Here is a 26,903-nt window from a genome sequence, read left to right on the forward strand (position 1 = left end):
GCCCCCCATTCCCTACAAACGCACCACTAGCCACTCCCCCTTGCCGACCGGCACCAGCGAGGTGGCAAAAGCGGGGTCCTGCGTGACCTCGTTCATCCACTCCACCATCTCGCTGCGATGGGAGATGGCGTTATCGACCACCAGCAGGCCGCGGGGCGCCAGCAAGCGGCGGATCTGCGGCCACCATGCCCGGTAGTGCTGGCGATCCGAATCGAGAAAGATGAGCTGATACCCGGCTTGCGGCAAGGTCGGCAATACCTCACCCGCATCCCCTGCCAGCAAGGTGATCCAGGGGCTCAGTCCCGCCCGCTGAAAATTGTCACGGGCCTGCGCACGTTTATCCTCATCCAGCTCAATGGTGGTAACGTGCCCCTCCAGCCGACGCACTGCATCGGCCAGCCAAAGCGTGGAGTAACCATTAGAGGTGCCGATCTCCAGCACGGCCTGCGCCCCGCGAGTGTGCACCAGCACCGCCAGCAGCTCCCCCGTGTCACGGGTGATGTTGAGCAGCTTGCGGCTACGTTCCTGCTGCTGGCGATCATTGCGTTCACCAAGCTGCTCCAATTGGTGTTTTAACCGTTCAAGTTCCATCGATACCCCCTTTCGTCCTTGCCAAAAACCGCTCGCTCTATCCTGTTGGCTTGGCCTTTGAGAGTCAAATGATTGCTTTTAAACGCCATTCAGACCGCAAGGATGAGAAAAGGACAACCATTTGAGGCAGAAATTATGCCGTCTATCTGTTACACTTCGCGCCCGCCATTTTCCGGCTCTCTCTCTGACTTGATGTCAGGCGCAGCCGTCGGTGGTTACAACCTCCGTCTCGCTCATGCCGAGCTAACCAAGCCAAACACAGCCCAGCTGGAACACAGGAACCCATTATGAGATTTGAATCGTTCGATTTTGCCCCCGAGATTTTGCGTGCTGTCTCAGATTGCGGTTATCAGGAGATGACCCCTGTGCAGCAACAGGCGATCCCGGCCATTCGCCGCGGCCGCGATGTGCTGGCCAGCGCCCAGACCGGTACCGGCAAGACCGCCGCCTTCGCTCTGCCTATTTTGCAGCGTCTGGTAGACAATCCGGCTCCGGTCCAGCCGTCCAATGCCCGGGTGCTGATCCTGACCCCGACCCGCGAACTGGCGGCTCAGGTGGCGAGCAACATCAATGACTTCGCCAAGTATCTCGATATCACCACCATCACCATCGTGGGTGGTGGCAAGCAGGATGTGCAGGCCAAGAAGCTGAAAGCGGGCGCTCACATCATTGTGGCCACCCCGGGCCGCCTGCTGGAACACCTCACCGCCTGTAACCTCAGCCTCTCCGGCGTTGAGTGTCTGGTGATGGACGAAGCGGATCGTATCCTCGACATGGGCTTCAGTGCCGATGTGCAGAAGATCCTGCAAGCGGTCAACAAGACCCGTCAGAACCTGCTGTTCTCCGCTACCTTCTCCGATGCAGTGAAGAAGCTGGCCAACCTGATGCTGGACCGCCCGCAGATCGTCAGCGTCAACAAGCAGAACTCCACCGCCGATACCGTCAGCCACACCGTCTATCCGGTCGAGCAGAAGCGCAAGCGCGAGCTGCTTTCAGAGCTAATTGGCAAGCAGAACTGGCAGCAGGTGCTGGTGTTCGCCAGTACCCGCGAGAGCTGCGATGTGCTGATCGATGAGCTGAACCTCGACGGCATCAAGTCCGCCGTAGTCCATGGCGAGAAAGCCCAGGGCAACCGTCGCCGCGCCCTGCGCGAATTCATGGAAGGCAAGGTTCGGGTCCTGGTCGCCACCGAAGTGGCCGCCCGTGGTCTGGACATTCCTGATCTGGAGTATGTGGTCAACTACGATCTGCCGTTCCTGGCGGAAGACTACGTGCACCGCATCGGCCGTACCGGTCGTGCTGGCAAGAATGGCATGGCCATCTCCTTCGTCAGCCGCGAAGAGGAGCGTACTCTGCTGGAGATCGAGGCCCTGATCGGCCAGAAGATCCGCCGCATCATGGTACCGGGCTACGAAGTGAGCAACCGCGACGAGCTGATCAAGCAGCTGCAAGAGCGCCGCCGCTTCGGTAAGCGCCCGCAGCGTGAAGATAACGCCGTGGCACAGGTAATGGCCGAGAGCAAGCTGCAAGGCCAACGCCTCAAGCGTCTGGCGAGTGCCAAGAAGCCCCGTCAGCCGAAATAAGGCGCGCTGGCTGATCTATTGAACCGCAAAGGCGCCACTGGCGCCTTTGCTATCTCTGTTATTTCCCGAGGATCCATGATGACCCCTCCTTGCTATAATCAGGCCCTGCTCGAGATGGCCAGCCAGAGCCTGGCGGAGCTGGCGCGCACCGCCGAGCAGAAAGCGGGCAAGCGCACGCCGGCGCAAGAGAGCCACTTTCTCTGCACCTGGATGGCGGACTCCCTCAAGGAGAAGCGCTTCTCCCGTCTGGTGATGGATGATCTGAAAGAGTGGGTGCAGCTTGGCCGCACCCTGGGTGCCGGTGCCGACCTCAAGGGACTGCTGGAGCGCATCGCGTTTCAATATCAGTGCGCCATGGCGACACCGCAGCAACTGGGGGCCAAGCTGGTCGCCCTGCTGGCCACCCTGGAAGAGGCCGGTTGGCAAGTGCTAACCGATAGCGAGATCAACGCCAAGCTGCGGCTGCAATCCGACGGCCAGCCGAGCGTGGTGATCAGTGCCAGCGAGTATCAGGGCCATATCGAGGCGGGTGAACTGCTCAAACCCCTCACCCTCTATGTGCGCGGTGACGAGAAGGTACTGGCCGAAGCCGCCTTTGCTAACGGGCTGCTGCTGAGTCAGGGCAACAAGAAAACCACCCTGGTCAAGCATCACAAGGCCTACCGGTTGATGCCGGACAACGCCCAACCGGCGCTGGCGCTGTTGGCGCAGGCTCGCCAGCGCCCCTGAACCGGTTGCTTGGCATGAAAAAAACGGCAGATCCTGAATAAGGGATCTGCCGTTTTTTATTGTTCAATAGCTGGTGCTCCGTCATCACCCGATGAGGTGTAGCGGCTGTTTAGCGGATCTTGAACCCAATCTGACCCGCATCACACCATTCGAACATCACCTCCTCGCTCTTGCCGCAGCAACTGCCGCCACAGACCCGGCTTTCACGCTTGATGACCCGCCCCTTGCGCATCCAGACGCCGAGCATGGCCTCCACCGCATCTTCCGAGGTGTGGAAGTGGCGAGCCAGCTCACGCCGACTCACCTTCTGCTGCGCGGCGAGGTAATCCCCCAGCTCGCGCAGGATCATAAAGTCACCACCTTGCGGGCGACTATGTCACCGTGACGGCGACCGGCCCACCAGAGCAGCAGCAGGGAGAGGCCGTAGCTCGCCACCCAGAACAGGCTCTGTTCGGGGTGAGCGGCAAAGGTGGCGACCTGATAGAAGACGGTGGCACACATAAAGGCCATGTAGTTGCACCAGGCAGCGGTCAGCAGCGCCCACTGACGACCGGTCTCGCGCACCAGCGCGCCCATGGCGGCGGCGCAAGGCATGTAGAGCAGCACGAACAGCAGATAGGCAAAGGCACCGGCGGCACCATCGAAGTGGGTCTGCATATTGCCGTAGGTGGAGACATCGACCTCCTGCGCGTCGGCTGCGGCCTGCTGATCATCCAGCTCACCGACAGCCAGCCCCATGGGGTCGCTCGGGTTGATCTCCGCCAGATTGGTAGCGACCGCATCGATGGCCTCGTGGAAGCTGGCCACCAGTGAAAACTCGCTCGCCTCCTCGTCGCCGCTCTTGCCCGCGTAGAGGCTGTTAAGGGTACCCACTACCGCCTCTTTGGCGAAGATGCCGGTGACGATACCGACAGTGGCCTGCCAGTTGTCATCGCGCACACCGATGGGATGCAACACAGGGGTAACCATTTGGCTGACCTTGCTCAGCACCGAGCTCTCCTGATCCTGATGACCGAAGCTGCCATCGGTGCCGAGGGAGTTGAGCACGCTCAGCACGGCAACCACCAGCACGATGGTTTTACCGGCACCAAAGACGAAGGATTTGAGCTTCTGCCAGGTCTTGATACCGACGTTGACCGGACGCGGCCACTCGTAGTCCGGCATCTCCATCAGCATGGAGTCACTCTTGCCCGGCAGCAGGGTGCTACGCAGCAACAGGCCGGTGAGCACCGCCACCACAATGCCGATGAGGTAGAGACCGAACACCAGGTTCTGACCCGATTCCGGGAAGAAGGCCACCGCAAACAGGGCGTAAACCGGCAGACGGGCACCGCACGACATGAAAGGGGCCATGGCCGAGGTCATCAACCGCTCCCGCTCGGAGTTGAGGGTACGGGTCGCCATCACCGACGGCACGGTACAACCAAAGCCCATCAACATCGGCACGAACGCCTTGCCCGGCAGGCCAAGGCGGCGCATCAGGGCATCCACCACGAAGGCGGCGCGGGCCAGATAGCCGGAGCTCTCAAGCACCGCCAGGAACAGGTAGAGGCAACCGATCACCGGAATAAAAGTGGCAACCGTCTGCAATCCGACCCCGAAGCCATCGGCCACAATGGCGCCCAGCCACTCGGGGGCATTCACCAACCCCAGCAGGTGGTGAACCCCATCGACAAACAGGGCGCCGCCCATGATGTCGAAGAAGTCGATAAAGGCGCTGCCGACCTTGATGGCGAACATGAACATCAGGTACATGACAAACAGGAAGAAGGGAATGCCAATCCAGCGATTGAGCAGCAGCCGATCCAGCCACTCGCTCTGGGCCACCGTCAGTTTGCCCTTCTGCTGGCTCGCCTGACTGGCCCACAGATGAATATGGCCGTAGCGGATATCCGCCAGTTGCAGGTCAATATCCTGCCCCTGATGGGCACGGGTCACCACATTGCTGGCCGCAGCGTGTTGACCGGGCAACAGGGTCTCCTGCATCACCGCATCCTCTTCCAGCAGCCGCAAGGCGCGGCCACGGGGGGTGAGGTGGTGCGGGGCGAGCAGGGTCTCCAGCTCCGCCAGATCTTTTTCAAGGTCGTGACCGTAATCGAGCTGCAAGGCCGCTTGTGGCTGACCGATAAACTGCTGGATCTGCTGCTTGAAGGCCGCAACCTGCTTGCTGTTGTGGGCAGAGAGGGCCACCACCGGGCAACCGAGGGATTTACCGAGCAGCTGCTCGTCGATGACGATGCGGCGCTTGTCCAGGATATCCAACTTGTTGAGTACCACCACCATGGGCAGCCCCAGTTCGCGCAGTTGCAGCGTGAGGTAGAGGGAGCGCTCCAGATTGGCGGCGTCGATGACGTTGAGCAGCAGATCCGGCTGCTGGCTCTGGGCAAAGCGGCTGGCGATCTGCTCGTCCAGACTGCCATCCTGACTGGCCAGGCTATAGATGCCGGGCAAATCCATCAGCTTGAAGTGATGCTCACCCGCGCTGAACTCCCCCATCTTCTTGTCGACGGTGACGCCACTCCAGTTACCCACTTGCTGGCGGGCACCGGTCAGGGCGTTAAACAGGGAGGTCTTGCCGCTATTGGGGTTACCGACCGTGACTAGGGAATAATTCATACTGGCTCGACCTCAATTTGCTCGGCAAGGCTCTTTTGCATGGAGAGACAGATCCCCTGGCACTGGATCTGGAGCGGATCCCCCAAGGGGGCAGACCGCAGATAGATGACTTCAGTTTGAGGCAACAGGCCCATCACCATCAGTTTGCGGCGCAGCGGCCGGGACAACTGGTTCATATTTTTGATGCGAGCACTCTGTCCCGGTGACAACTGCGTGAGTACCATGACTGACTCCTGAAGTTAAACAATAATAATTCGCTTTTACTCGAGGCATTATATGCTGTGTCTTCAACTTTTATTTGAGTAAAATCAAACTCCGCTTAGCTAACCGATAAAGTATTGCCATGAGTCACGACAACAACAGCCGCCTCGTTTACAGCACAGATGGCGGCATCATCAAGGAGCAGAGCGCTCCCCAATCCGCCTCCCCCTTCCCTGCCGATGGCACCGTGCGTATTCGCCGCGAGACCAAGGGGCGCAAGGGCGCCGGGGTGATCACCATTCATGGCGTTCCCACCGAACAGCAGAAAGCCATGGCCACCTTGCTGAAGAAAAAGTGCGGTACCGGTGGCGGGATCAAAGAGGGGATCATCGAGATCCAGGGGGATAAACGGGATCTGATCAAAACCGAACTGGAAAAAGCCGGTTTCAGCGTCAAGCTGGTGGGTGGCTGATCCCCTTGTCACCCCTGCGGTTTTTCCCTAGAATGCCCGCTCCCATCGAGGGGGAGTAGTCTCGCACGCCGGTTCCATGCATTGCATGAATACCGCGCAGCGACCCTGATCAACATACTTGGTGCCAACTCACCATGGTCAGGGTGATCCATGCCAGTCATGGATTTGACAAGACCTTTGACGGGCCAGTGCCAATACCGGGGACGGATGGCGCAGGCTTGTCTCTGGTTTATAACAATTCCGTCCCCCGGTCATATTTTTATGGAAGCCTTGTTAACCTCAACCCTCAGCGTCGCCATTGCCGAAATCGGCGATAAAACCCAGCTGTTGGCGTTACTGCTCATCTGTCGTTTTCGCAAGCCCTGGCCCATTATCGCGGGCATGTTCGCAGCTACCCTGCTCAACCATGCGGGCGCCGCCTGGATTGGCGAGTTCATCAGCCGCTGGCTCGATCCCAAAATCATGGTCTATCTGGTAGCGGTGGCCTTTATCGCCATGGCTGTCTGGATCCTGGTGCCGGACAAGATGGATGACGAGGAGAGCTCGCTGGATAAATACGGCCCCTTTATGGCCACCTTCGTGCTCTTCTTTATTGCCGAGATCGGTGACAAGACCCAGATCGCCACCGTATTGCTGGCCGCCAAGTATGACTCGCTGGTGCAGGTCATTACCGGTACCACCCTCGGCATGATGCTGGCCAACGTGCCTGTGGTGCTGATCGGCAAGCTGGGGGCAGACAAGCTGCCGCTCAAGGGGATCCGCATCGCCTGCGCCTGCCTCTTCGTCGGCCTCGGGATCAGCACCCTGATCTTTGCCTGACAGCCCTTGCCCGGTGACCAAGCCCTCCCCTGTGGAGGGCTTTTTTGTTTGCGTCTTGTCATCCCGCCATCTCACTGCGTTGGGCTGTGTCGCAGCGCCTATGCCGTACAGCCAAGGGGCATTGCCCTCTATCAGGTGTGCCATGCCATAATGGGGCAAACCTCGTGGAGCCCCCCCATGCACAACGTATCAAGAGAGACGCTACTCGAATGGGTCAAACAGGGACGGCTGGCGCCAGAAAAGCTGGCTGCCGCTCGCACCCTTGCTGACTTGCCTCCTGCCCCGGCGCGCTGGCAGTGGCTGTTTGACCGGCTGCTGCTGTGGCTCGGCGCCCTCTGCATCGGGGCTGGCCTCATCTTCTTCGTCGCCTTCAACTGGCAAGAGTTGGGCCGGGTATCCCGCCTCGCCCTGCTGGAGGCACCACTGCTCGCCATGCTGCTTCTGCTGTGGTGCAAACCGCTGGGGGATACTCCCCGTCAGGCGCTGCTGCTGGCCATCGCCCTCAATATCGGCGCCCTGCTGGCGCTGGTGGGCCAGACCTACCAGACCGGTGCCGATCCCTGGCAGCTGTTCGCCACCTGGGCGCTGATGCTGGTGCCACTGGCGGCATTTGGCCAAAGCCCCCTGCTCTGGACCTTGAGCTGGCTACTAGGACAAGTGGCGCTGGTGCTCTACTGGCGGCTCGGCCTGTTCGCGATCTTCTTTACCTTCAATGAAGAGGGATTGGGCTGGTGCCTGACCCTGCTCAACGCCGCCCTCTGGGGCCTGCTGCTGCTGGCACCGGCCCGCTGGCGCCTGATGCCAAGCTGGCTGGCTGGCCTGGCTGCAGGTCTGGGGGCCACCCTGCTCACCCTGCTGGCACTGTTTGATGCCGCCTCCCCGCTGGTGTGGCCGCTCTGGCTTGGCTGGCTGGCGGCCGCCTATGCCCTCTGGCACCACAAATTTATCGCCGGACTCGCCATGGGGTGCCTCAGCCTGATTGCCGTCATCCTCGCCACCCTTGGTAAATGGATGGAACCCGATATCAACGGCTTTTTGCTGCTCAGCCTCATTGCCATCGGCCTCTCGGTCGCGGCCGCCCGCTGGCTGCAACAACAACGGAGGTCTCATGAGTGATCACACCCTTTGGCAAGCGCTGCAACAGGCCAATCTGGTGGAAGGGGAGATGCCCCGTGACACCCAGCCTCACTGGTCGAGCCGTTTTATGCTGGGGCTGGTGGGCTGGATTGCCGCCCTGTTTCTGCTCTTTTTTCTGTTTCTCACCTTCGAGCAGCTGACCCGCGAGGCCAACAGCGCCCTGCTGCTGGGGGCCGTGCTGCTGGCGGGGGCTTACGCCCTCAATCGCAGCCAGCGCGGCGATCTGTGGGATCAGTTCGTGCTGGCCCTCACCCTGGCGGCCGATGCCTGGCTGCTCTATGGCCTGCTCGATCAGCTGGATCTCCATCACGCCCTGCTCTGGTTTGGGTTGTGCCTGCTGTCGCTTGCCATCGCCGTGCTGTTCGATCACTGGCTGGTGCGGCTGTTTCACAGCGTGGCGGCGGCCCTGCTGCTGACCTTGGGCCTCGCCTGCCTCGGGCTGCAACTGCTGGCGCTGCCACTGGTGATGGCGGCCATCACATTCTGTTGGCTGCGGGCAGATAGCGACCCAGAGCGCCACACGCTCTATCACTCCATTACGTTGGGGCTGGCCCTCTCCTTGCTGGTGCTGGGCCGTCTGCACCACCCGCTGTGGGATGGCGGCAGCAGCGTGCTCGACGAGCTGGGGCTTTCGCGCCTGCCGCTCTGGCTCAATCCGCTGCTCTGCGCCGCCATGCTGCTGGCGGTGATGGTGAAACTGAGGGTCCCCCTGCTGTTTGGCCTGCCGCTGGTGCTGCTCAGCGCCATCATCCCCGGCATGGGGGCGGGCGCACTGGTGCTGCTCCTCGGCTTCTATGCCGGTAGTCTGGGTCTGATGACCCTCTCTGCCCTGCTGCTGCTGGGTTATGGCTCTCTCTATTACTACGATCTGGGGCTCACCCTGATGACCAAATCCTGGCTGCTGCTGGGCTCCGGCATCCTGCTGCTGGGTGCCCGCCAGCTGCTCACCACCTTCGCGGCAAGGAGCGACTCATGAAACCCGTCACCCGACAACTCGCCCTGTTGCTGAGCGGCCTCGCCATCCTGGCAGGCATCAATGCCACCGTCTGGCGCTATGAGCGCGCCATGAGCAGCGGCGAAGTGGTGCTACTGCGGCTCGCACCGGTCGATCCCCGCTCCCTGATGCAGGGGGATTACATGCGGCTGAACTATGAAATTGCCCGCGAGCTGGCCAGCAGCCCCGCCCGTGCTACTCAAGACAACGGCAGCGATACCCTGGTGATCCGCCTCGATGCCAATCAGGTGGCCAGCCTGGTGGCCGATGGCAAACCGGATCAACTCGCCAGCCATGAGCGGCTATTGCAAGTGCATCAAAGCGAACGGCAGTGGCAGATCGGCCCCGATGCCTACTTCTTTGAAGAGGGCACCGGGGCGCAGTACGAGGCAGCCCGCTACGGCGAGTTCCGGCTACAGGCCGATGGCAAGACACTGCTGGTGGGATTGCGGGATGATGCGTATCAGCCCATAGGCACGCCTCGCGCCCGCTGGTAACGGGATAGCCCGGACCCCGTTACCAGCAGCGAGTGGCGATTTGGGTTATTAGTGATCACACTCAAGAGAAGGTTGATCGCTAAGGAAGTTCCCAATGAGGATATGGTTGATCTGTCATCTTGTACTGCTCTGCTGGGCCGCAACGGCCCGGGCTGATCTTGGCAAACTTGAGTACCTCACCGAAGAGTATCCCCCCTACAACTTCAGCGATCCGCAAGGCCAGCCCACCGGCCTTGCGGTCGAACTGCTGCAGATGATCTGGCAAAACAGCGGCGTTGCGCCCCAGCCGGTGCGCATCCTGCCGTGGGCGCGAGGTTATTACTTGCTAACCCAGAAACCCAATGTGGTGCTCTTCTCCACCGCCCGCACCCAGGCGCGGGAAGATCTCTTCAAGTGGGTGTGCCCCATCGGCTACTCGGAGTACATCCTGCTGGGCCGCAAAGCGCAGAACATCAAGCTGACCGCTTTCGAGCAGATGAGCCAGTACAAGATCAGCGCCGTGCGCGCCGATGCTGCCGAGCAGCTGCTGCTCAACAACGGCATGGATGACAACAACATCATCCCGGCCAACCGCCTCTCCCAGGGGTTGAAGATGCTGCTCTCCGGCCGCGCCGATCTGCTCGCCACCAGCAAGCTGGCGGGATACGACGCCATCCGCGAACTCAAGCTCAATAGCGACGATTTCAACGTGGCCATGCTGCTGAGCGCCGAGCAGCTCTGCTACGCCTTCAGCCGCCAGATGCCCGACAGCGAAATCGCCCTGTTTCAACAGGCCCTGACCCGCGCCCTCGCCTCGGAGGCGTATCGGAAACTGCAGGCCAAATACCTGCCGGTGCGCTAACCCTTGATCCCTGCCCTGCGGGATGTCACTGACATCCCGCAGCTGTTTTGGCAACATCTCCCGCTACCGTGGCGAAATCGGCCAGCATGGTCACACTTGAGCATAAGGATTCCGTTGAGCAGGATGGCAAAGATGAAAACATGGATTGGATTAGCCGGAGCGCTGCTGGCCACCCTCGCACAAGCGAGTCCTGAGCTCGGCAAACTGCACTACATCACCGAAGAGTACAAACCCTACAACTACGCCGATGCCAGCGGCACCCCCACCGGCTTCGCGGTCGAGCTGCTGCAACTGGTGTGGCAGAAGACCAGCACACCGCCGCAGCCGGTCACCATCATGCCCTGGGCGCGCGGTTACTACCTGCTGACCCAAAAGCCCAATGCGGTGCTCTTCTCCACCGCTCGCACCCAGGCGCGGGACCCCCTGTTCAAGTGGGCCTGCCCCATCGGGTATGCCGAGATCGTGCTGGTGGGGCTGGCCGAGCGCAATATCACCATCACCAAGCTCGACGATGCCAAGGCGTTCAATATCGGGGCGGTGCGGGCCGATGTGGGGGAGCAACTGCTGCTCAACAACGGCTTTGACGAGACCAAGCTGATGGCCGCTAACCGGCTGGCTCAAGCGCTGAAAATGCTCACCTCAGGCCGGGTCGATCTGGTCTCCACCAACAAGACCACCATGGAGCAGCTGATCGTCGAGCAAAAACTCGACCCCGCCCGCTTCAAGGAGCAGTGGGTGCTTAGCTCAGAGCAGTTCTGCTTCGCCTTTAGCCATCCGGTGAGCGACGAGCTGGTCAGAGAGTTCCAGACCGGCTTGACCCAGGTACTGGCCAGCGGCGAATACCCACTGCTGCACAGCAAATACTTCCCGGCACCAGCTCCTGCGCCAGCCAAAAGTGAGGCAACCAGCGCGGCACCGGCCAGCAGTGAGCCCGCCAGCACCGGAGCGACCAACTAACCGCCCTCACCTTTCCCACTCCACCAATGCAGAGGGGCCCGATATGGACCCCTCTGGCTTTATGGCTCGCCGCACTCAATCGCGCACGGCCTGCGTGTTCTTACCTATTTAGCTATTCCAGTCCTTCACGTTCAACCACGGACAAGCGCCGCCGCCACCTTGTGACGGGCGATCAGCTCCCCGATATCCAGCCCCTCGATAGCGCCATCTACCACCCGCCACTTGCCGCCCACCATCACCCGATCGGCCCGATCGGCGCCGCACAAAATAAGGGCCGCAACGGGATCGTGACTGCCGCTAAAGCGCAGATCATCGAGCTTGAACAGCGCCAGATCCGCCTGCTTGCCGGGCAGCAGCTCACCGAGATCGCCGCGCCCCAGCAGCTTGGCCGAGCCACGGGTCGCCCACTCCAGCACCTTGCGCGGGGTAATGCGCTCGGCGCCGTAACGCAGCCGTTGCAGATAGAGCGCCTGACGGGCTTCTTGCATCAGGTTCGAGGCATCGTTGGAGGCAGAACCGTCCACCCCCAGCCCCACCGGCGCACCGGCCGCCTCCAGATCCAGCGTCGGGCAGATGCCGGAGGCGAGCCGCATATTGGAGACCGGGCAATGGCACACCCCGGTGCCCGCCGCCCCCAGCCGCGCCATCTCGTCCGGATTGAAGTGGATGCCGTGGGCCAGCCAGGTGCGATCCCCGAGCCAGCCCACCTTCTCCAGATAATCGACGGTGCGCAGACCAAAGCGCTCGAGGCAGAACGCCTCCTCATCCAGCGTCTCCGCCAGATGGGTGTGCAGCCGCACATCGAGCTCGGCCGCCAGCTTGGCGCTCTCCACCATGATCTCCTCGGTCACCGAGAAGGGGGAGCAAGGGGCCAAGGCAATCTGGATCTGCGCCCCGGCGCCGCGCTGGTGGTAGCGGCGCACTAGCCGCAAGCTGTCATCGAGGATCTGCTGCTGCCCCTGCACCGTATGGCGCGGCGGCAAGCCCCCGTCATCCTCGCCCAGACTCATGGAGCCGCGAGTCAGCATGGCGCGCATGCCTAGCTCACGCACCGTCTCGACCTGAATATCGATGGACTCTTCCATCCCGCGCGGGAAGAGGTAGTGATGATCCGCAGCCAAGGTGCAGCCCGACAGCAACAGCTCCGCCATCGCCACCTTGCTTGCCAGCGCCAACGCGTCCGGTGTCAATCTGGCCCACACCGGATAAAGCGTCTTGAGCCAGGGGAAGAGCGGCTGATTGACCACAGGCCCCCAGGCGCGGGTCAGGGTCTGGTAGAAGTGGTGGTGGGTATTGATAAGGCCCGGCAGCACCACATGGTCGCGGGCATCGAACAGCTGATCGCATGGCCGGGCAGGCTGCTGGCCCGCCGCCAGCACTTCGCTGATCAGGCCGTTTTCAATCACCAGCCCGCCGCGACCATCGACGGCCTCGGGGGTAAAGGTGGCAAGGGGGTTTTTAATCCAGATACGGGTAGCGGACATGGCCGACGCCTCCATCAGTAACACATGCGGTGCAACATAAAGGTGAGCCAGCTCAGTTATCCCCTGTCTGCTGATCCAGAGGCGGCGCAGCGCCGCAGTGGCCCCAGTCTACCCGGCAGCGGCGAAAAATCTGTGAGCCTCGTTTTAAATCAAGGTGATAGCCCCTCCCCTGCGGCGTCACCACGCAGCCCTGCCAGTACAAAGCCCCAACAGCCATTGACCAATCACTAATTAATAAAAGTTTGTGCCAGCGCAAAAAAACCTACGGTTTCTGATAGTTGCGTGACGGCCGCCATAGTTAAGCGCTCAATGAATCCGTAAGATATCCAGCGGCGCCTGTTGGCCCCCTTCTCGTGATCAATGGTCAACGGCGCAATGTGGCAGCGACAGCCAGGGGCGGTAGCGACTTTAGCGTAGGGTCGAGTAGCGCAGCGTAATCGTCCGCGGCAACCATCCCTCTCCCCTTGTGGGTGAAGCGCATGGCGAAATCCTCAAAGCCTGTTTCCGCAATCAAACCCACGTCGAATAGAGGTGCAATTCACTTCGTTCATTGCACCCTACGGCACTACATGGCTGCATAGGTGAAAAAATCATGGTAAGCAGAGCGGCAAACGGCACATATCCCTATCGGGGAATGGTTTTATATTGAAGGCCCGATAGTGAGTATTTCACCGTAATAACACCTTATTTCTCGAACGTCCGATTACGCTTCGCTAATCGAACCTACGGCCCTGATGCAAACGCATCACTGTCCTGACCTTTTCACGCAGACGGGGTTTGGCGGTACCCTCCATAACTGGCTCCTGAACTGTTTTTTTATACAGTGGAAATAGTGGAGTAAAAAGAGGAGGTCAAGCGAATACATTCAAGCATCAGAGATAGATGGGTAATATTTTGATTTAATTTTATTTTTTTTCGTGGCAACTATCAGGACATAACGGAGTTATATGGAAGTCTCTGCTATTGGATTAGTGCCGCCTTCTATCTAATCACTGTTAGGGCGCTATCAACATTTTGTAATGTTTCAGCATTGCTTCAATTAAAATTATTTGTCAAAAACATCTAAATAAATCGTTCTAAAATGAGTAACTAATGGCCAGAAAATCTCCCAAAATCGAAGTTATTAAAAAGCTATGCATTCTCTCAAAGAATCAGTGTGCTTTTCCCGGCTGTGATCACACGATCTTAAATGAGAATGGTGAATATATTGCTCAACTTTGCCATATTGAAGCAGCTGAGAAAGGTGGTGAAAGATATAATGAAAATCAAACAGATGAAGAACGTAGATCTGAATCTAATTTGCTTTTTTTGTGCCATGCTCACCATAAAGAAACAGACAATGTTGCTCAATATACTGTCGATGTATTGAAAGAAATGAAGCGTCAACATGAGTCTCTACCTGAAGTAGTGTTTAACGCAGATCTGTTGCTACAGAAAGTCGAGTTAGTCCTAAATGAACAAGAAGCAGTTCGAAAAATCTTAGAGGGATATGCAAAATCTGGTGACTCTAGTAATTACCCTATACATGGACCTGACTTTAAAGAGTCATGGACTCCAGATGATGGCCGATTTTATGAGTCTCTTGATTCTAAGTTTAAGTACATGATGAAAGATGGATGGTTGCATGTAGATGTGACGCTCGATGATGGTGCTGTATTCTATTTTGAAGTAAATGAAGAGGGTTCGGTTCGAAATTCGAATACACCTTATCCAATTAATGAATACCATGTTGAAATCCCTGAGTCATCTATTTTACGTAAAAGCCGAATTGAACTAGGTAATGGAAATTATGACATTAAGACTGAGCTTAAGTGGTCAAAAGGATATGTGATTGAGCATTTTCGTTACGATGGGGTATTTATAGGAGCAGACTGTAATACACGCTGCTCAATTGAGCATCAGAAAAGAGCCATCACAGTATTGTAGTTCGCACCCTAACAAACGCCTCAAGAGGGACTGTCAACGCGTGGCGTGTCCAGTCCCATTGAGCCGCGGTGGTTTCGGTTGTTGTGTTTGAGTTTAGTGTAATGCGTTGCCAGCCCCTTAGGCGGGCGTTAGGGCTATTCTGCGAGTTTAGTCGTACATGAAGGGATTACAGTAAAATGATTGGTAATTTAAGTCTAAGCAAGAATGTTCAGTTTTATGAGCTGAATAAGCCACTTACGAAGAGGTCTATTAAAGATACATTCAAAGAAATATCTAAAGAACGTGTAGGTAACTACCTTCTAAACGAGTCTAAAATAAACTATACAACAGCTTCTGGAAATCAAGTTATATACTCTATTGTTGCATACAAGATAGAAGCGGAGCCTTCATTTTTAGCAGGGACTTCTGTTAAAGAACAAAAGTATGCCTATTTGTTATTAATAGAATGTGATGATGCATTAGCTATTTTGACGAAATATGTTGATTCGCCAGAAAAACATTTCTCTTCTTTTATAGATGAATTTGATTACGAAAAATTCTGTCATTTTCATGGTGATAAAAGCCCAGAATATGAAAGGGTCACCATGAAAAATATGAGCATATCAAATGCGGTTATTAGATCCCGTTCATTAGAAGCTAAAAGCTTGAATGGTATTGTCTCATCTAATTCGTCCAGTCGTTCAATCCCAAGCAACTTCAGAATGAGAGTTGGCGAAGACTCATATACTCTAACTCCAAGTACTTCGAGAGTTAGCCATAGAGATAAAAAGTCAACATTTGATGGACTAATCGACTGGGCGATTGAAACTAAAGATGAAATCAAGGTAACTACAAACCAAAGTGAGTTTCTTAGTAATTTTGCGGCCCCTATTTGCTTGAAGGATATTATAGGTTTGGGGCATAAAGTTGTGGCAATTCTTATTGATTTGAGTGAAATAGAAACCAAGTTTCTAGATGGACAAGTTGTCTTAAGTAAGGCTGATGGCAGTCAGTTAAATTCAAAAGATATAAATAATATTTTTAATCAATTAAAATCCCCTATTTTAGTTGACGGTGACGTATTGAAAGTTAAAGGTAAAGCTTTATCCGGTAAGGTTTTATATTCAAAGAACTTAATTACAATTAAAAATCGGGTTCTCAATGAGATTTTAGTTACTGAAAATAGCACGAATAGCTATACACTTGGTACATATATAAATAAAGAAAAGCCATTTTCTGCTGTGTTCGACTCTCCAAATTACTCATATTATTCGAAGTCATGCTTTGAAGATAAGCATTTATTGAATAACATTCACTCTATACTTAATATATTTGATGATGGTTATGATTTTAACGGTGTCTCCAGTGAAAAAGAAAAGCCACATGCAACAAATTTAACTAGATTCCCTGTTAACTCTCTATTTAGGAAAGTTGAAGATCAATATTGTTCTCCTCATAATATTGTTATCTGTGATGACATGAATGATGAATGGGCCGATCATATTGCTATAGATAGTAATAGTCATATTCCGTCTATCTCATTTATACATTCAAAATATACTAATAAAGACACGTATGGTGCTAGTGCTTTCCACGACGTAGTTGCTCAAGCATTAAAAAATATTGGTAGAACTCAAGCTGAAAAGCAACTATTTAAAAATAAATATGATAATGAGTGGCACAAAAATTATGAGAGTACCAATATTAGTAGGGTCACTGGGGCCAATAATTGGCAAGATTTAGAAGTAGCCCTCGATGCTGTAAATCAAAACCCTAATTCAATAAAGAAAATTGTACTTGCAACACCTTTTTTGAGTAAGGCCAAGTTGACAGGAGAATTAAATAAATTGGTTTTAGGTCAAAAATGTAAGCCACACTATGTGCAGTTAATCTGGCTAATAAATACGCTTATAAGTTCATGTAAAGATTTTGGCGTGCAAGCTCACATATTATGTAAACCATAGCCCTAACAAAAAATTTAAGAGTGATTCGCAACGCGTGGCATTTTCACTATGCGTTGGTTTAAGTGATTAAGGTGGTTTGCGGCGGCTTTTCTATTGCGTTGCTCACCCCGTAACAGGGCGTTATATACCAAAGGAGAAACCTACATGGGACGTAGACATTCAAATTTAGAAGAACTGTTAGAGCAATTATGGGAGCTTACTGGATACTTTTGGCAAGTTGGAGTCGCTATTACTCTTCTGCTTGCGTATCTCACTTACCATGCATATAACTGGATTTCCAGCATAGAACAAAGTTCCTCTGGCAAGCCAATTAATGCTTTTTTTGAACAATTGAATTGGCTGTATTATTTCATTCCGTTACTTTTCCTATTTTTAACTGTTGTATTCGGTTTAAAAAGTTATGCTTCATATCGTAAGCAAAACGGCATATAACAAGGCATTTAAAACGTTGGTCACCGTAATGCTTGCTCTGTTCCGCTTCGCTGCACATTTTAGAGAAAATTCGAATAAGTTAGTCTACACAAAAATGCACCTCACTAAGCAATTAATATTAAATAGCTAAAGTTTTCAATCTTTACGGGCAAGATATTTATTCGCACCTTACCAAGAGTTAGGCTGTGGTTTTTATTTCTATCACTCAAACAGTTCCCATATTGTGAGGAATCGTTTTTGAAACACATTTATACCCTTCTGCTGCTGGCATTCAGCCGAGGAATGACGTGAGCTCCCCTCACCCTGCCCTCTCCCGCAAGGGGAGAGGGGATCAGACCGAAGAATGCCGAGGCTTCACGGCAGGCCACAAACAAAAACCGCAGCCCAAGGGCTGCGGTTTTTTTTATTGGCTCAACCTGTTGGTAGCAACAGGACAACCGGCCTTAGGCACGGCGCCAGCTGGTCTTGCCGGCGCTGTCTTCCAGCACGATACCCATCTCGGTGAGACGGTTGCGGGCGGCGTCGGCGGCGGCCCAGTTCTTGTCGGCACGGGCCTGATTGCGCTGGGCGATCAGTTGTTCGATCTCGGCCACTTCGTCGTCGGCTTCGTCACCCTTCAAGAAGGCGTCCGGATCCTGTTGCAGGATGCCGAGCACGGCGCCCAGTTCACGCAGACGGGCACCGAGGCCAGCGGCGACGGTGATATCTTCCGCTTTCTGGCGGTTGATCTCGCGCACCAGATCGAACAGGGCGGAGTAGGCTTCCGGGGTGTTGAAGTCGTCGTCCATCGCCTCTTTAAAGCGAGCCACCTGCTCGTCGCCACCGGCAGCGGCGGCCACCGGCAGGTCGCGCAGGGCGGTGTACATCCGCTCCAGCGCGGTGCGGGCTTGCTTCAAGTTATCTTCCGAGTAGTTGAGCTGGCTGCGGTAGTGGCCAGACATCAGGAAGTAACGGACGGTTTCGGCATCAAAATGGGCCAGCACGTCACGGATGGTGAAGAAGTTGCCAAGGGATTTGGACATCTTCTCTTTATCCACCATCACCATGCCGCTGTGCATCCAGGTGTTGACGTAGTCGCCACCGTGGGCGCAGCAGGACTGGGCGATCTCGTTCTCGTGGTGCGGGAACTGCAGATCGGAGCCGCCGCCGTGGATGTCGAAGTGGTTGCCAAGGTGCTTGGAGTTCATGGCGGAGCACTCGATGTGCCAGCCAGGACGGCCCGGGCCCCAGGGGCTTTCCCAGGTCGGCTCGCCGGGCTTGGACATCTTCCACAGCACGAAGTCCAGCGGGTTGCGCTTGGCATCGACCACATCAACGCGGGCACCGGCTTGCAGTTGCTCCAGATCCTGCCCGGAGAGCTTGCCGTAGTCGGCGTAGGATTCGACGATAAACATCACATCGCCGTTATCGGCCACGTAGGCGTGATCCTTGGCGAGCAGGCTTTCTACCAGTTCGATGATCTCTTCGATGTGCTGGGTGGCGCGCGGTTCGATATCCGGGCGCACCATGCCGAGGGCATCGAAGTCGGCGTGCATGTCGCCGATCAGACGCTCGGTCAGGTCGTCACAGGTGACGCGGGTTTCAGCGGCGCGCTTGATGATCTTGTCATCCACGTCGGTGATGTTGCGCACGTAGTTGAGCTGGTAGCCGCTATAACGCAGGTAGCGCGCGACCACATCAAAGGAGACGAAGGTGCGGCCATGGCCGATATGACAGTGATCGTAGATGGTGACGCCACACACATACATGCCCACCTTGCCCGGGTGGATAGGTTTGAATTGTTCTTTTTGACGAGTGAGTGTGTTGTATATCTTCAGCATCTTCTAGCCACTGCCTGTGAGTAAAATGGTTGGTCATAATACCCCGTTCAATGGCAGAAAACGAGCCAGATCCCGCCTGCTATCACTGCGCTGGCGCCAAACATGCTCGTGACAGGGCTCATCGCCGGGGTATCTGCATGGCGATGGGAAGGAGTGTGTGCAGGAGTAAGTGAAGGGCTATGCCCGCCGCCGCTGATGGGCTAGAATTGCCACCACTTTATGCCATACCCCCTGCTCGCGCATTTTTTGCGCAAAAGAATCAAAGGACAACTCATGGTTACTCTGCACACCAATCACGGCGACATCACCCTGACCCTGAATGCTGAAAAAGCCCCGGAAACCGTGGCCAACTTCCTGCAATACTGCCGTGACGGTCACTACGACAACACCATCTTCCACCGTGTTATCGACGGCTTCATGATCCAGGGCGGCGGCTATGCTCCTGGCTTTGATGAGAAAGATACCCGCCCATCGATCAAGAACGAAGCGGCTAATGGCCTCTCCAACAAGGTTGGCACCATCGCCATGGCCCGCACCAGCGAGCCGCACTCTGCCAGCGCCCAGTTCTTCATCAACGTGAACAACAACGACTTCCTCGATTTCAAATCTGCCACCACTCAGGGCTTCGGCTACTGCGTATTCGGTGAAGTGACCGCAGGTATGGACGTGGTCAACAAGATCAAGGGCGTCAAGACCGGCAACTACGGCCGTATGCATCAAGACGTCCCGAGCGAAGATGTAGTGATCACCAAGGTGACCCTTGCTGACTGATCTTTGCCAACTCGGCACGGATGAAACTGCGGCCCCGGCCGCAGTTTTTCCATCTGCGTCCGCAACTGCCCGCCCGAACTGGCGCCGCCTCGACTATCTGGCCCACGGCAACCCGCGCCAACGGGCTGCCCATGCTCTGCTGACGGCGGGTTTGTGGGATGAGCTTGCTGCGCACTGCAGCGATCTGGCGCTGGTGAGCATCCTGGCCATCGGGCTGGATCGGCCGGGCAGCGATCTCGATATCCTCTGCCAGCATCCTGATCCCGCAGCCTTTGCTGCGAGCCTTGCCGCCCTCCCGAACGCTGCACTTCTAAACGCCGAACTCCTGAATAAGGAGCGCTGGCAAGCCAGCGACCGGGGCGACAATGTCTGGCTGCTGGAGCGCACCTTTCCCGGTTGCGATAAGCGCGCTGCGGATCAAGACGGCGCCTGCTGGCCAGTGGAGCTGTACGTCACCCCAACCCCCATCGAGATGCTTAATGGCTGGCGCCACCTCACCCTGATGGCCGCGCTGCTGCAACGCTTTGGTGATGCCTTCTACAACGAAGTGCTGCGCCTTCGTCTTGAGCAGGGGTTGAAAGGGGAAGCGGCAATGTGCCGTTTGCTGGGGCTGGCTGGCGATCCTTACGCCGCCCTGCTGACGCTGGAGGGCCGCAATCTGGCCGAGCTGTCATGGCAGCCCCCATCAAATGATGATGGGCACTGGTCCACTGACCCGGCGGCGATGACGCCCGCAGCGCAACCTTCGCACCTTGTTGTTTCCACTATCTCTGCCACCCCCGTTTGCCCTGTTTCGACCGAGAGCCCGAACCCCACATTATGAGCACCCTCTTTATCAGTGACATTCACCTGTGTGCCCAGCGGCCCGATATGACCGCGGCACTGGTGCACTTTCTCGAGCACGACGCCCCCGGCGCCGATGCCCTCTATGTGCTGGGGGATCTGTTCGAATTCTGGATTGGCGATGATGATCCCAATGCGCTGCATCACCAGGTGGCGGCAGCCTTGTTGGCCCTGAGCCAACAAAATGTGCCCATCTATTTTATCCACGGTAACCGCGACTTTATGCTGGGCCAGCAATTTGCCAAGCAGGCGGGCATGACCCTGCTGGGAGACCCTTGCATCATCGACCTCTATGGCGAACGGGTACTGCTCAGTCACGGTGATCTGCTCTGCACCCGGGATGAGGGATATCAGAAGTATCGCCGCATCACCCAGCTCAAATGGCTGCGCTGGCTGTTCTTGCGGTTGCCCCTGACCCGCCGTCAGGCTATCGCCCACAAGATCCGTGGCCAAAGCCGGATGGAGAAAACCGTCAAACGCCAGACCATCATGGATGTCACCCCGGCCGCCGTCGACGAGATGCTGCGCGCCCACCACTGCCGGATGATGATCCACGGCCACACCCACAGACCCGCCATCCACGACTTCACCCTCGACGGTCACCCGGCCCGCCGCATCGTGCTGGGGGACTGGTTCGAACAAGGCTCGGTACTGGTCTGCCACCCCGGCGAGCAGCACCTCGAAGTGCGGACGCTGCCAGAGGGCTGATACCGCCTCGGTCCCGCCTTGCCCTATCACACTGGCGAGCAATTCACGGCGGCGCCCTGCAGGGCACACCTCGCGGTTCACAAGTACTGTTCACAACCCACGGTTCGCGCCATATCAGGCGTGAACCGTGGCTGCATTAGCCGTGGCCGCTCACATAACCGCAAGTAGCGGCCCCTTATCCGCAGCCGGGCAAGGGTTGTGTGACCCCCGTCACCCTGCGCCTTGCCGATATAGAGGATGATGCGCCCAGGCAGAAACTTCTTTCTCGCCAACTATTTCAATAAGTTGAGGTTTGCATGCCTGACACTAACGCCATCGCTCATCCCCTTGATGCCAAGAAGCTCAACATCAACGACCCCTATGAGATGAAGCTGTGGATCAAGACCTTCGAGTGCACCGAGGTCCAGTTGAAACGGGCAGTGAAAGCGGTCGGCACCACTGGCAAGGCCATCCGAAAACACCTCAAGAAATAACAGCACCACCCCGCCACACTGACCAGGCCCCGCTCGCGGGGCTTTTGGGTTTTGGCTTTTGCGCTGGCCATTCTCTGCCCCTGCGTGGCCGCAAAGTTGGCACCACCAAAACTTACAAAACAGCAAACCGGCTGCAGCACCTCAAACTGGGGTATTAGTCATAGAAACCAAAGGCAGATCTAAGCCCGTCAACGATGGGGCAAAGCAGTTCAAAGTTCGAGTTGAAAATGATGCCCTCTATTTCCCCAATCATGTGGAAACAGAGCCATTAGAGCAGGTTCGCCGCAACGTCACCTCGGTTCGTAACTGGCTCAATAGTGCCACGGGTAACGATGTTCCCGTTGGGGGGATCCTGGTGCTCCCAGGCTGGTTTGTGGATTTACGGCAGAAATCAATATCACCCTATGTGGTCAATCCCTCGGCATTGCCAAAGTTACTGCATCAGTTTCGGGTTGGAACCCTTGAGATCTCGCAAATTCAGGCCATAGCCTATCAAGTCGAGCAAAAAGTCAGAGATGTTGCAAAATAGCGATGGACTGATGTAGCTATACTTCAATCGACTGTTTGAAAGACGCTAACCACTACATATGGATCTAGCACGATGACCACAGAAAGGTTGCAGCTTATTCGCCGATTGTTTGAGGAATATGTCGAACTGTACTCCTCCCGGGACGACCGACTAACTACGCTTTTCAGCGAAAATTTCTGTGGTTTTGCAGGAAGTAGTGACGTGCTTGTCACCGATAGAAAAGAGTGGGTCCGGATCACCCGCTGTGACTTTGCCCAAATCCCTGGAAGAATCCACTTAGAAATACTCGACGTAGCAATTCAAGATCTGTCTGCTGATGTTGTGGCCGTCACTTCGTTCTTCCATATTCACCTGCCCAAAACAGAAGAAATCTTGTCCCGAAGAACTGCCAGGCTCGTACTGGTTTTTCGGCTTGAAGAGACTGAATGGAAAATATCCCACAGTAGCATTTCAATCCCTTACGGCTTGGCTCGTGATACGGAAATCTATCCAATGACCAGCCTTGATGAACGACAGCATGAGCTAGAGCTCATCATCGAGATCCGAACGAAGGAACTGGCCGAAGCAAACCGGCAACTTGAAGCGCTGAGCAATACCGATGGACTCACGAACATTGGTAACCGTCGCCTGTTCGATAGCACATTGATCCAGGCATGGAATCGATGCTTACGTACTGAAATACCAATAGCACTCATCATGCTCGACATTGATCACTTTAAACAATTCAATGACCTCTATGGCCACCTTGCCGGAGATGAGTGCCTTCGATTACTGGCTCATGCCTTAGCACAGTCAGGACGCCGTTCTGGTGAGCTTGTCGCTCGCTATGGCGGAGAGGAGTTTGTCATCTTGCTGCCAAATGTTGAGCCTCAATCGGCTTACGAGATCGCCCAGCACATCCAGCAAGATATTCTTATACTCGCCCAGCCACACACACAAAACGTCACTGGTTTAGTGACCGTTAGCATGGGTGTCGCCTGCCTAATACCATCAAATCATCAGCAACCGTCAGAACTGGTACAGCTTGCAGATTCCGCGCTATACAACGCCAAATCATCCGGACGCAACTGCATCAAAATGGCGTAACCAGCAAGCCTCTACATCCACATGCATTTCCCTAGCGGTATTAACCGCACACGAGCAAACAGGCTGGCCGATGGACTTCACCTTTCACGATATCAAGGCCAAAGCCATCTCTGATGTGGCCGGCAGCAGCCGAGATAAACAACGTATCAGCGGCCATAAAACTGAGGCCTAAGTGGCAGCATATGACCGCTCTATCGAGGTGGTTCCTGCTGTTGATAGCGTGAAAAAGCCGTGAAGTATTAGGAAGGAGTATTAGGAATTGGTAAAAACAAAAAGGCCACTATCGCTAGTGGCCTTTGTAACTCTTTGATTTTAATGGTGCCCGAGGCCGGAATCGAACCGGCACGACGCGAACGTCGAGGGATTTTAAATCCCTTGTGTCTACCGATTTCACCACTCGGGCACCGCAATCGGTATCAAGTCCGCGTGGCGGGCTTGTCAATATGGAGGCACGTTCCGGAGTCGAACCGGACTAAACGGATTTGCAATCCGCTGCATAACCGCTTTGCTAACGCGCCATGCAAAAGAGAGTTGGCTCTCTATTGTCTGAATTTGGAGCGGGAAACGAGACTCGAACTCGCGACCCCGACCTTGGCAAGGTCGTGCTCTACCAACTGAGCTATTCCCGCATTGGTCTGGCTGACTGCCTGACTACGAGGACGCATTCTAGCGATGTTCCTCGCCCAGTCAATCAGAAATATTTAATTACCTGATCGTTCGGGCATTTTTTGCCCTTTTTGAACAGTTTTAGCGCCTTTGGCCATTTCCTGTCTCAAATCAGCGGAAACATCACCTTGCGGTGCCGGTGACTCACAGCTTGGCGTGGTGGGTCAGATCGCCCCAGGCGGCCTTCATGTACTGGAACATCGACCAGAAGGTGAGCACGGTGGCGACATAGAGCATCACATAGGCGAGCCACACCATCCAGACGTTGTATTGCCAGATAAGGCCGGTGAGCGACACCATCTGGATCATGGTCTTCCACTTGCCAATCCAGCTGACCGCCACCGAGGAGCGTTTGCCCAGCTCGGCCATCCATTCGCGCAGGGCGGAGATGATGATCTCGCGGCCAATCATGGTCATGGCGGGGATGGTGACCCAGATGGTGTTGTAGTGTTCGACGATGACCACCAGCGCGGCGGCGACCATGATCTTGTCAGCAACCGGGTCGAGGAAGGCACCAAAGGCGGTGGACTGGTTCAGCTTGCGCGCCAGGTAGCCATCAAACCAGTCGGTGGCAGCGGCCAGGATAAAGACGAGGGCGGCCGCCAGATAGGACCATTGATAAGGCAGATAAAACAGGATGACGAAGACGGGAATGAGCAAAATCCGGAAAAACGTCAACAGGTTAGGTATGTTTGTCATTATTTTCAGCCACTTCTTGTACGTCGCTACACAGTGCGCCAAAGCCGATTTGCGATGCAATCGCACTGGCGCTCGTCTCGGTCTTGTTAATCCATCAATCTTCTCAAGATGCGGGGCCATTATGGCATTTACGGCCCCCCCGCGTCACGGCTCTTGTGCATCAAGGAGTTAGCGATCTCCTCTGGCGCCAACGAGGGACCAACAGCGGGTCAGGCACTGTGCAAGCCATCGTGGATGGTCTGAGCCAGCTCCTGACTGATGCCGGGCACCTTGGCCAACTCGTCCACGCTCGCCTTCTTCACCTCCTGCAGGCCGCCCAGATACTTGAGCAGCGCCTGACGCCGCTTCGGGCCTACCCCGGGAATATCCTCCAGGCTGCTGCTGGTGCGGGCCTTGGCGCGCCGCGCCCGGTGACCGGTAATGGCAAAACGGTGGGATTCATCGCGAATATGCTGGATAAGGTGCAAAGCGGGCATATCTGCCGGCAAGTGCAGCTCTTCGTGGCTCTCCCCCATGATCAGGGTCTCCAGCCCCGCCTTGCGGGTCACCCCCTTGGCGATCCCCACCAACAGCGGGTATTTGCCACCGAGGAACTCCAGCTGGCGCGCCAGGATCTCTTCGGCGCGGCGCAATTGGCCAAGACCGCCGTCGATAAACAGCACGTCCGGCACCTTGTCCGGCTCCTGCAACTTGCCAAAACGGCGCTCCAGCACCTGCTCCATGGCCGCGTAGTCATCGCCACCGGTAATGCCGTCGATATTGAAACGACGATACTCGGAGCTGAGCGGCCCCTCGCGGTTGAACACCACGCAAGAGGCTACCGTGCGCTCCCCCATGGTGTGGGAAATATCAAAACACTCCATGCGGGCGATGGGACGCTCCAGCTCCAGCAGCTCCTCCAGCTGATCGTAGCGAGCGATGAGGGTGCTCTTGTGGGCCAAACGGGAGCGCAACGCGGTCTCGGCGTTAATGGAGGCGAGCTTGATAAAACGAGCCCGCTCGGCGCGGGTGCGGCTGACCACCCGCACCTTGTAGCCCGCGGTCTGGCTCAGGGTCTCGGCGATCACGCTCTCGTCCTCAAGGGCCACGTCGAGCAGCACCTCACTGGGGATCTGCCGACCCCCCTGCCCCGACAGATAGAACTGCAGCAGGAAGGATTGCACCACCTCGTCCTGCGGAGTATCGGCTGGCACTTTCGGGAAGTAGCTGCGCGAACCGAGCACCTTGCCCTGCCGGATAAACAGTACGTGGATGCAGGCGGCCCCTTGCTCGAAGGCGACCCCCACCACATCCAGCTCGTCCAGCACGTTGCCGCTCACCGACTGCTGCTCGGTGACGCGGCGTAGCGCCTGGATCTGATCCCGATAGCGGGCCGCCTCTTCAAAGCGCAGATCGCCGCTAGCGGACTCCATCTTGCCCACCAACTCGCCAATCACCTGCTGGTTCTTGCCCGCCAGAAACAACTTGGCCAACTCCACCTGCTGGGCATATTCGGCCTCGCTCACCAGCCCTGCCACGCAGGGGCCCGCGCAGCGCTTGAGCTGATAGAGCAGGCAGGGACGACTGCGGTTGGCATAGACCGCATCCTCGCACTGGCGCACCGGAAAGATCTTCTGCATCAAGTGCAGGCTCTCGCGTACCGCGCCGCCGGAAGGGTATGGCCCGAAGTACTCACCTTTCACCTTGCGAGCACCGCGATGGACGCCGATGCGCGGATGCTGGTGCGCGGTGATGATGATCCAGGGGTAGGATTTATCATCCCGCAACAGCACGTTATAGCGGGGCTGGTACTGCTTGATCAGGTTATGCTCGAGGATCAGTGCCTCGGTCTCGGTATGGGTGACAGTGACCTGGATGTCGGCGATCTGGCGCACCAGAGTGCGGGTCTTGATGCTGTCGACATTGGTGCGAAAGTAGGAGGCGAGCCGCTTTTTCAGATCCTTGGCCTTGCCCACATAGATAACGGTGCCACCGCTGTCATACATGCGGTAGACGCCACTCTGATGGGTCACTGCGCTCAGAAACGCTTTGCTGTCGAAGAGGGGATCGGGAGAGAGGGTCATCAGCTACTCGGCTCAACAGATGA

26 protein-coding genes and 3 tRNA genes are annotated in these 26,903 nt (G+C 56.2%); 18 read left to right on the forward strand and 11 right to left on the reverse strand.

Translation table 11 applies throughout. The features are described 5' to 3' along the window. Window positions 1-12: 12 nt before the first annotated feature. On the reverse strand, window positions 13-591 hold the full coding sequence (locus CF137_RS10320) for an O-methyltransferase (RefSeq protein WP_139718929.1): 579 nt from the start codon (window positions 589-591) through the stop codon (window positions 13-15). Between the two features lie 287 nt (window positions 592-878). On the opposite strand from CF137_RS10320, the gene CF137_RS10325 reads away from it, so the two are divergent. Beyond that, window positions 879-2,174 carry a DEAD/DEAH box helicase gene (locus tag CF137_RS10325; protein ID WP_162515606.1) on the forward strand — a complete coding sequence of 432 codons (1,296 nt, stop codon included), beginning with the start codon at window positions 879-881 and terminating at the stop codon, window positions 2,172-2,174. Window positions 2,175-2,252: 78 nt separating this feature from the next. Further along, window positions 2,253-2,903, forward strand: coding sequence for a DUF2913 family protein (locus CF137_RS10330; RefSeq protein ID WP_139719003.1), 651 nt, complete (start codon window positions 2,253-2,255; stop codon window positions 2,901-2,903). Between the two features lie 109 nt (window positions 2,904-3,012). On the opposite strand, the gene CF137_RS10335 is transcribed toward CF137_RS10330, so the two are convergent. The 3 genes from CF137_RS10335 to CF137_RS10345 are packed head-to-tail and all read right to left on the reverse strand — an operon-like array spanning window position 3,013 to window position 5,743. Continuing rightward, window positions 3,013-3,252 carry a FeoC-like transcriptional regulator gene (locus CF137_RS10335; protein WP_043819323.1) on the reverse strand — a complete coding sequence of 80 codons (240 nt, stop codon included), beginning with the start codon at window positions 3,250-3,252 and terminating at the stop codon, window positions 3,013-3,015. After that, window positions 3,249-5,519, reverse strand: coding sequence for a Fe(2+) transporter permease subunit FeoB (gene feoB, locus CF137_RS10340; RefSeq protein ID WP_139718930.1), 2,271 nt, complete (start codon window positions 5,517-5,519; stop codon window positions 3,249-3,251). Before feoB ends, CF137_RS10335 begins: the two co-directional genes overlap by 4 nt. Continuing rightward, window positions 5,516-5,743 (reverse strand): FeoA family protein, encoded by a 228-nt coding sequence (locus CF137_RS10345; RefSeq protein WP_042018966.1) that lies wholly within the window; start codon window positions 5,741-5,743, stop codon window positions 5,516-5,518. Before CF137_RS10345 ends, feoB begins: the two co-directional genes overlap by 4 nt. Before the next feature lie 119 nt (window positions 5,744-5,862). Here CF137_RS10345 and CF137_RS10350 point away from each other — a divergent pair, with 119 nt between their 5' ends. The 7 genes from CF137_RS10350 (at window position 5,863) to CF137_RS10380 (ending at window position 11,437) form a co-directional block, all read left to right on the forward strand. Further along, complete coding sequence (locus CF137_RS10350) at window positions 5,863-6,192, forward strand: translation initiation factor (protein ID WP_139718931.1); 330 nt, start codon at window positions 5,863-5,865, stop codon at window positions 6,190-6,192. A gap of 261 nt (window positions 6,193-6,453) precedes the next feature. Then, entirely contained in the window at window positions 6,454-7,011 is a 558-nt protein-coding gene (locus CF137_RS10355; protein ID WP_101325115.1) for a TMEM165/GDT1 family protein, read from the forward strand. A 177-nt stretch (window positions 7,012-7,188) separates the two neighbouring features. Continuing rightward, a complete protein-coding gene (locus tag CF137_RS10360; protein ID WP_139718932.1) occupies window positions 7,189-8,127 on the forward strand; it encodes a DUF2157 domain-containing protein in 939 nt (312 codons plus the stop codon). After that, the gene (locus CF137_RS10365; RefSeq protein WP_139718933.1) at window positions 8,120-9,124 is read left to right on the forward strand and encodes a DUF4401 domain-containing protein; all 1,005 of its coding nucleotides are present in this window, start codon (window positions 8,120-8,122) and stop codon (window positions 9,122-9,124) included. The genes CF137_RS10360 and CF137_RS10365 overlap by 8 nt, the downstream gene beginning before the upstream one ends. Continuing rightward, complete coding sequence (locus CF137_RS10370; protein ID WP_139718934.1) at window positions 9,121-9,639, forward strand: GDYXXLXY domain-containing protein; 519 nt, start codon at window positions 9,121-9,123, stop codon at window positions 9,637-9,639. The genes CF137_RS10365 and CF137_RS10370 overlap by 4 nt, the downstream gene beginning before the upstream one ends. A gap of 94 nt (window positions 9,640-9,733) precedes the next feature. Then, window positions 9,734-10,480 (forward strand): substrate-binding periplasmic protein, encoded by a 747-nt coding sequence (locus CF137_RS10375; RefSeq protein ID WP_139718935.1) that lies wholly within the window; start codon window positions 9,734-9,736, stop codon window positions 10,478-10,480. Window positions 10,481-10,612: 132 nt separating this feature from the next. Beyond that, entirely contained in the window at window positions 10,613-11,437 is an 825-nt protein-coding gene (locus tag CF137_RS10380) for a substrate-binding periplasmic protein (RefSeq protein ID WP_139718936.1), read from the forward strand. A 131-nt stretch (window positions 11,438-11,568) separates the two neighbouring features. On the opposite strand, the gene CF137_RS10385 is transcribed toward CF137_RS10380, so the two are convergent. Next, window positions 11,569-12,921, reverse strand: a complete 1,353-nt coding sequence (locus CF137_RS10385; RefSeq protein WP_139718937.1) for an 8-oxoguanine deaminase — start codon at window positions 12,919-12,921, stop codon at window positions 11,569-11,571. A 1,092-nt stretch (window positions 12,922-14,013) separates the two neighbouring features. Between CF137_RS10385 and CF137_RS10390 the strand changes: the two genes are divergently transcribed. The 3 genes from CF137_RS10390 to CF137_RS10400 all read left to right on the forward strand — a co-directional run bounded on the left by CF137_RS10390 (window position 14,014) and on the right by CF137_RS10400 (window position 17,222). Further along, window positions 14,014-14,847, forward strand: coding sequence for a hypothetical protein (locus tag CF137_RS10390; RefSeq protein ID WP_139718938.1), 834 nt, complete (start codon window positions 14,014-14,016; stop codon window positions 14,845-14,847). Between the two features lie 176 nt (window positions 14,848-15,023). Continuing rightward, entirely contained in the window at window positions 15,024-16,790 is a 1,767-nt protein-coding gene (locus tag CF137_RS10395) for a hypothetical protein (RefSeq protein ID WP_139718939.1), read from the forward strand. A 144-nt stretch (window positions 16,791-16,934) separates the two neighbouring features. Next, window positions 16,935-17,222 carry a hypothetical protein gene (locus CF137_RS10400; protein ID WP_139718940.1) on the forward strand — a complete coding sequence of 96 codons (288 nt, stop codon included), beginning with the start codon at window positions 16,935-16,937 and terminating at the stop codon, window positions 17,220-17,222. A 443-nt stretch (window positions 17,223-17,665) separates the two neighbouring features. Here the strand turns inward: CF137_RS10400 and cysS are convergent, their stop codons facing one another. Beyond that, window positions 17,666-19,042 (reverse strand): cysteine--tRNA ligase, encoded by a 1,377-nt coding sequence (gene cysS / locus CF137_RS10405; RefSeq protein WP_139718941.1) that lies wholly within the window; start codon window positions 19,040-19,042, stop codon window positions 17,666-17,668. A 273-nt stretch (window positions 19,043-19,315) separates the two neighbouring features. Here cysS and CF137_RS10410 point away from each other — a divergent pair, with 273 nt between their 5' ends. The 6 genes from CF137_RS10410 to CF137_RS10435 all read left to right on the forward strand — a co-directional run bounded on the left by CF137_RS10410 (window position 19,316) and on the right by CF137_RS10435 (window position 23,452). Beyond that, complete coding sequence (locus tag CF137_RS10410) at window positions 19,316-19,813, forward strand: peptidylprolyl isomerase (protein ID WP_042018948.1); 498 nt, start codon at window positions 19,316-19,318, stop codon at window positions 19,811-19,813. Continuing rightward, window positions 19,803-20,636: a DUF4269 domain-containing protein gene (locus CF137_RS10415; RefSeq protein WP_139718942.1), complete on the forward strand. Its 834-nt coding sequence runs from the start codon at window positions 19,803-19,805 to the stop codon at window positions 20,634-20,636. Before CF137_RS10410 ends, CF137_RS10415 begins: the two co-directional genes overlap by 11 nt. After that, window positions 20,633-21,364: a UDP-2,3-diacylglucosamine diphosphatase gene (lpxH, locus tag CF137_RS10420; RefSeq protein WP_139718943.1), complete on the forward strand. Its 732-nt coding sequence runs from the start codon at window positions 20,633-20,635 to the stop codon at window positions 21,362-21,364. The genes CF137_RS10415 and lpxH overlap by 4 nt, the downstream gene beginning before the upstream one ends. Window positions 21,365-21,660: 296 nt before the next feature. Then, the gene (locus CF137_RS10425) at window positions 21,661-21,837 is read left to right on the forward strand and encodes a DUF3606 domain-containing protein (RefSeq protein ID WP_082186713.1); all 177 of its coding nucleotides are present in this window, start codon (window positions 21,661-21,663) and stop codon (window positions 21,835-21,837) included. Between the two features lie 58 nt (window positions 21,838-21,895). Next, window positions 21,896-22,366, forward strand: coding sequence for a nuclease-related domain-containing protein (locus CF137_RS10430; protein WP_139718944.1), 471 nt, complete (start codon window positions 21,896-21,898; stop codon window positions 22,364-22,366). A gap of 72 nt (window positions 22,367-22,438) precedes the next feature. After that, the gene (locus tag CF137_RS10435; protein ID WP_139718945.1) at window positions 22,439-23,452 is read left to right on the forward strand and encodes a diguanylate cyclase domain-containing protein; all 1,014 of its coding nucleotides are present in this window, start codon (window positions 22,439-22,441) and stop codon (window positions 23,450-23,452) included. Window positions 23,453-23,768: 316 nt separating this feature from the next. Here CF137_RS10435 and CF137_RS10445 read toward each other — a convergent pair. The 5 genes from CF137_RS10445 to uvrC all read right to left on the reverse strand — a co-directional run bounded on the left by CF137_RS10445 (window position 23,769) and on the right by uvrC (window position 26,880). Continuing rightward, window positions 23,769-23,855, reverse strand: a tRNA-Leu gene (locus CF137_RS10445). 41 nt (window positions 23,856-23,896) lie between these two features. Continuing rightward, a tRNA-Cys gene (locus CF137_RS10450) sits at window positions 23,897-23,970 on the reverse strand. 35 nt (window positions 23,971-24,005) lie between these two features. After that, window positions 24,006-24,081 (reverse strand) — tRNA-Gly (locus CF137_RS10455). Between the two features lie 181 nt (window positions 24,082-24,262). Beyond that, window positions 24,263-24,817 carry a CDP-diacylglycerol--glycerol-3-phosphate 3-phosphatidyltransferase gene (pgsA, locus tag CF137_RS10460; protein ID WP_042018936.1) on the reverse strand — a complete coding sequence of 185 codons (555 nt, stop codon included), beginning with the start codon at window positions 24,815-24,817 and terminating at the stop codon, window positions 24,263-24,265. Between the two features lie 209 nt (window positions 24,818-25,026). Further along, window positions 25,027-26,880 (reverse strand): excinuclease ABC subunit UvrC, encoded by a 1,854-nt coding sequence (gene uvrC / locus CF137_RS10465; RefSeq protein WP_139718946.1) that lies wholly within the window; start codon window positions 26,878-26,880, stop codon window positions 25,027-25,029. Window positions 26,881-26,903: the final 23 nt, after the last annotated feature.

It is taken from the genome of Aeromonas sobria (assembly GCF_006243315.1).
Classification (GTDB): domain Bacteria; phylum Pseudomonadota; class Gammaproteobacteria; order Enterobacterales; family Aeromonadaceae; genus Aeromonas; species Aeromonas sobria_A.

Bases quoted from the DNA above. Each gene is read 5' to 3' on its own strand.
- CF137_RS10410 (WP_042018948.1), top strand. From the start codon at position 19,316: ATGGTTACTCTGCACACCAATCACGGCGACATCACCCTGACCCTGAAT.
- CF137_RS10360 (WP_139718932.1), top strand. From the start codon at position 7,189: ATGCACAACGTATCAAGAGAGACGCTACTCGAATGGGTCAAACAGGGA.
- CF137_RS10320 (WP_139718929.1), bottom strand. From the start codon at position 591: ATGGAACTTGAACGGTTAAAACACCAATTGGAGCAGCTTGGTGAACGC.
- CF137_RS10380 (WP_139718936.1), top strand. From the start codon at position 10,613: ATGAAAACATGGATTGGATTAGCCGGAGCGCTGCTGGCCACCCTCGCA.
- CF137_RS10375 (WP_139718935.1), top strand. From the start codon at position 9,734: ATGAGGATATGGTTGATCTGTCATCTTGTACTGCTCTGCTGGGCCGCA.
- cysS (WP_139718941.1), bottom strand. From the start codon at position 19,042: ATGCTGAAGATATACAACACACTCACTCGTCAAAAAGAACAATTCAAA.
- pgsA (WP_042018936.1), bottom strand. From the start codon at position 24,817: ATGACAAACATACCTAACCTGTTGACGTTTTTCCGGATTTTGCTCATT.
- CF137_RS10325 (WP_162515606.1), top strand. From the start codon at position 879: ATGAGATTTGAATCGTTCGATTTTGCCCCCGAGATTTTGCGTGCTGTC.
- CF137_RS10425 (WP_082186713.1), top strand. From the start codon at position 21,661: ATGCCTGACACTAACGCCATCGCTCATCCCCTTGATGCCAAGAAGCTC.
- CF137_RS10395 (WP_139718939.1), top strand. From the start codon at position 15,024: ATGATTGGTAATTTAAGTCTAAGCAAGAATGTTCAGTTTTATGAGCTG.
- CF137_RS10335 (WP_043819323.1), bottom strand. From the start codon at position 3,252: ATGATCCTGCGCGAGCTGGGGGATTACCTCGCCGCGCAGCAGAAGGTG.
- CF137_RS10355 (WP_101325115.1), top strand. From the start codon at position 6,454: ATGGAAGCCTTGTTAACCTCAACCCTCAGCGTCGCCATTGCCGAAATC.
- CF137_RS10435 (WP_139718945.1), top strand. From the start codon at position 22,439: ATGACCACAGAAAGGTTGCAGCTTATTCGCCGATTGTTTGAGGAATAT.
- CF137_RS10365 (WP_139718933.1), top strand. From the start codon at position 8,120: ATGAGTGATCACACCCTTTGGCAAGCGCTGCAACAGGCCAATCTGGTG.
- CF137_RS10385 (WP_139718937.1), bottom strand. From the start codon at position 12,921: ATGTCCGCTACCCGTATCTGGATTAAAAACCCCCTTGCCACCTTTACC.
- CF137_RS10345 (WP_042018966.1), bottom strand. From the start codon at position 5,743: ATGGTACTCACGCAGTTGTCACCGGGACAGAGTGCTCGCATCAAAAAT.
- feoB (WP_139718930.1), bottom strand. From the start codon at position 5,519: ATGAATTATTCCCTAGTCACGGTCGGTAACCCCAATAGCGGCAAGACC.
- CF137_RS10350 (WP_139718931.1), top strand. From the start codon at position 5,863: ATGAGTCACGACAACAACAGCCGCCTCGTTTACAGCACAGATGGCGGC.
- uvrC (WP_139718946.1), bottom strand. From the start codon at position 26,880: ATGACCCTCTCTCCCGATCCCCTCTTCGACAGCAAAGCGTTTCTGAGC.
- CF137_RS10390 (WP_139718938.1), top strand. From the start codon at position 14,014: ATGGCCAGAAAATCTCCCAAAATCGAAGTTATTAAAAAGCTATGCATT.
- CF137_RS10400 (WP_139718940.1), top strand. From the start codon at position 16,935: ATGGGACGTAGACATTCAAATTTAGAAGAACTGTTAGAGCAATTATGG.
- CF137_RS10330 (WP_139719003.1), top strand. From the start codon at position 2,253: ATGACCCCTCCTTGCTATAATCAGGCCCTGCTCGAGATGGCCAGCCAG.
- lpxH (WP_139718943.1), top strand. From the start codon at position 20,633: ATGAGCACCCTCTTTATCAGTGACATTCACCTGTGTGCCCAGCGGCCC.
- CF137_RS10370 (WP_139718934.1), top strand. From the start codon at position 9,121: ATGAAACCCGTCACCCGACAACTCGCCCTGTTGCTGAGCGGCCTCGCC.